Origin of the sequence: Carnobacterium sp., assembly GCF_032094055.1 — a bacterium.
GTDB lineage: Bacteria > Bacillota > Bacilli > Lactobacillales > Carnobacteriaceae > Carnobacterium_A.
In genome coordinates this window covers 4,039-7,808 of sequence record NZ_DAMDAK010000013.1, presented here as the reverse complement: position 1 = coordinate 7,808, position 3,770 = coordinate 4,039, and the positions used below count along the sequence as shown (strand labels likewise).

At 31.9% G+C, this 3,770-nt stretch carries 3 protein-coding genes; 2 read left to right on the top strand and 1 reads right to left on the bottom strand.

Going from position 1 to position 3,770, the window contains the following annotated elements:
* Nucleotides 1-308, top strand: a 308-nt coding sequence (locus tag RT405_RS03430) for a DUF503 domain-containing protein (RefSeq protein WP_313467576.1), incomplete at its 5' end; no start/stop codon positions are given.
* A gap of 60 nt (nucleotides 309-368) precedes the next feature.
* On the opposite strand, the gene RT405_RS03425 is transcribed toward RT405_RS03430, so the two are convergent.
* Nucleotides 369-1,229: a glycosyltransferase family 8 protein gene (locus tag RT405_RS03425; protein WP_313467574.1), complete on the bottom strand. Its 861-nt coding sequence runs from the start codon at nucleotides 1,227-1,229 to the stop codon at nucleotides 369-371.
* A gap of 2,225 nt (nucleotides 1,230-3,454) precedes the next feature.
* Between RT405_RS03425 and RT405_RS03420 the strand changes: the two genes are divergently transcribed.
* Nucleotides 3,455-3,770: phosphoribosyltransferase family protein (locus tag RT405_RS03420; protein WP_313467572.1), on the top strand; the 316-nt coding region annotated here is incomplete at its 3' end.

The following is a 3,770-nucleotide window of genomic DNA, read 5'->3' as shown; positions in this document are numbered from 1 at the left end:
GTTTAACTTTCATAGAAAGCGAGGCGGAAAAAATGGTAATAGCAGGTTATCAACTGACCTTTATTATCTTTGATTCTTATTCTTTAAAGGATAAGCGAAGTGTAGTGAAAAGCATTCTTAAACGGATGCACAACAAATACAATATCAGCATTGCTGAAGTAGGTGAACAAGATACGTTGAACCAAGGAATGATCGGTATTGGTATCGTAGGCAATGACCGCGTTTTTTGTCAAAAGGTGTTTGATCAAGTCTTAAACGACATTGAAGAAAACTATGAAATAGAAATACACGACATTCAAAGAATCTGAGTAAAAAAAACAGTTTAGAGAACAGCACATTGCTGCTTTCTAAACTGTTTTTCGTTCAACTTATTTTTCACCTGATTCGAGTTCTCCTTCGATTGGGAAAGGAGTTTGTTCACGGATAGCCAAGTAAGCATCACGGTAAGGGTGGTCAGATTCTTTATGCCACGGTTTAATATGGCCACTGAAATGTACCAAAGCAGGTTCTTTACGAGCTTCAGCGTATTCAATTTCTCCAATTTTGGTTGGGTGTTCTTTTTCATTTAATAAAATATACGCTTGTGCATTCCATTTCGGATGCAACACTAGCCAACGATCATGTAAAATAGCGTTTAAAGCATCTTGGTCATGGAATCTCAATTCATCTTGGTTATTTAAAGCGAATTTAAAGACTTGCTCAGAGATTTTTTCTGCCCGCCATTTTTCTACATCGATCACCATCATACCGGAGTTGAAATACGTATTGGATTCTGCATCAATTTCCATCGCATCTAGTCGTTGATGGAAACCAGCGTCTTCTACTGCCGCTAACAGTTTATCGCCTAAATCGATTGTCCAAATGTCTTCGATATCTTCTAATGCCAACATATCACAATCTAAATAAATCGCCCGTTTCACATCTGTACTTTTCAAAAAATTGGGAATGGCGATCCGGAAGTAAGCAGTTGTCGGAATTCGATCGCTTTCGACCATATCTTCAAATTCTACTGTATCAATTTGTAAATAACTGATGGAGGCGTTGTATTCATTTACCATCCGGTTCAACTTTTCTTTAGTAGGTAAAGAAATATGATCATCAATAACATAAAAACTAATAATCGTTTCTTCTTTTTTTGTTTGTAATAAAGATAAAAATAAAGTGGCTAAATGAGGAACAAAGTCTTCATTTGCAGCAGACACAATGGTAATTTCTGATGATTCAAACATGCTTTTCGCTCTCCTTTTTAAGTAACCAGATAGTAAAAAAATATCTGGTTTTAGTCACTCTAATTGCGTTTGTACTGCTATTATCATAAGGAAAATAAAAAAGATAAGCAAATAAAACGATTATTATGTCAAAGTGAAACCCGTCTAATCAAGCCGAAGTTAAAAACATTTGAGAGTTTGGCTATTTGAGAGTTTGCCTGACTTAACTACCTAGGTTTTAACTAGTTAAGGCACGTAAAATGAATTTGCGTGACTTAACGATAGGAATTTCTACAAGTTAAGTCACTTAAAGTGATTTAATAGGTAGCCTTATTTGGGTTTATGTACCGTATCAATAAAAATTTAACCACGATACAGTATTTAAAAGAGGTTTACCTAACGTATCGATAAAACTTTAACCTCGATATAGTACTTAAAAGAGGTTTACCTACCGTATCGATAAAAATTTAATCACGATATGGTACTTAAAAGGTATTTCATAAATTCAAAACCTAAAGTACTAGTAATGAAACCTTGCTCCGCAAGCTCAAAAAATATTTTTAAAAATAAGACAAAAAAGGAGTGAGAGTAATTTACTCTCACATCAAATTCCGCTTCATTATTCACTTGTTGGTAGTTCAAAGTCAAAATCATCAGCAGTAAAGCTATATCTGGAATAAACCTTAAAAGAATAACATTAGCGTGTGTAGTCCTTTTGATGACATGTAAAAATACATATAAGCTGCCTTAAAGCTTGGTTTATCCATCGCTCTTTATTAAGAGTTACTTTCCAATAATTTACGTGTACGGTAACGAAAAAACAGGGAGCTAGCGTAATAAGAAAAAAGACAAATCCATAATATTCCGGGAATATCATTTGATAAAGAGCCGACAAGCAACAATAAAGTAATTAATATGTGTGCAATTTCGCTTAAAATTACTAAAGATTTGAACTTTTTTTCTTTCTTTTTATTTTCAGATAAATTTTCGAGTTGATTTGGGACAACAGAAGCTACAGTGAAATAGCGTACAAAAACAGAAGTATACTTCCCTAACAAAACACTGACAATACTAAAAAAATCCATAAAAATCATTATCGCAATAAGAATGTAAGCTATGTAGACTATCAAAATAAAACCCCTTTTCAAATTTAAATGTCACTTAGTCTATTATTTATTTTGCTGTTGATGTAAAATTTTTTAGCGAAAATTAAGAGTTCACTTCGTTCATGCTGAGGGAATAAATTAGTTATTGGTCATATTTCTTAATATCCAATTAGAACAGGAAATCAGGGGGTTGATTTTTTTGCTAGTTTTGAAATAATTCATAGTCATATTTTTAAAAATCTAAGTCTCCTCTATATTATTCTTATAGTTTTTTTGTCGTCACTTCTTCAGGAATAAATAGCACCATGAAGAGATAAATAATAGAACACCTGTAAGCATATTTAAATTAAAAATGCTGGCTTTATATAAAATAGCATATAAAATATTCAAAAAAATAATGATGATACTACATAAAAAAGAAATAAAATAGAGCACAGTATTTTTCTGGTATTTTTTCCCGAATATTTTTATAACTTTCATCCTCCTATTGTGGCTATACTTAGATATCTGAATAACAGTACAAAAAATATATTTTAATTAAGTTTTTATTGCTTGTAGTATATGAAATAGATTAGACTCGTGTATGTTGAAAATTTATTAGCTTAAGATTCTTTTATCATTATTTTAATTATCGTTTAAACGCTATGCAATAGACGGTTAAAAAACTATAATAATGTTAAAAGGAGACTGATTATGTATCTAATTTCAGGAACTTTATTTTTTATAGCTTCGTTTTTTATCTTTATTATTGTATTAACTAATCTATATTATAACCAAATAAATGGATATATCTTGTTTTTTTTCTTATTTCTTTATTTATGGGTGTTGCTTTTTATTATATTCACTTCTATGAAAACAATAAAAAGAAGTAGAACAATGTCAAACTATCTATTTGATAAAGTATACATGAAATTAGATAGAATCATATGTCGTGAATCCTATGCAAATAGGGTTCTTTTTTGCTTAACATGAACGAGTACATTGTAATGGGTGCTAGTATGTGTTTCATTGAGAAACTGTTCAATAAAATGAAGACAATAATGAAAGAAAGTTGTAATTTTTTGCTCATTTGAAGAAAAACGGTATACTTAAGGTAATGAAGGCGAATGCGGTTTCACAAATGCGTTTAGGAAAGAAGGGATGTCGGAAATGAAGTTTTATGATCGGACAGAAGCAGGGATGTTATTAGCTAAAGAATTGACCTTTGAACCCAATGAAGATGTTGTTGTCATTGCTTTACCAAGAGGAGGGGTGCCTGTAGGAGCTGAAATTGTCAAAGCTTTGCACGTTCCGTTAGATATGGTCATTACTTGGAAAATTGGAGCACCTGATAACCCAGAATATGCGATTGGAGCGATCGCCGAAAATGCTGAACCCTTTTTAAATTTGCATGAAACGAATGTGTTAAGTGAAGAATGGCTTACAAAAGAAGTTGCCCGAGGACGCAAAGAAATTG

Excerpts from the sequence above, each read along its gene's own strand:
- RT405_RS03425 (WP_313467574.1), bottom strand. The coding sequence starts at position 1,229 with ATGTTTGAATCATCAGAAATTACCATTGTGTCTGCTGCAAATGAAGAC.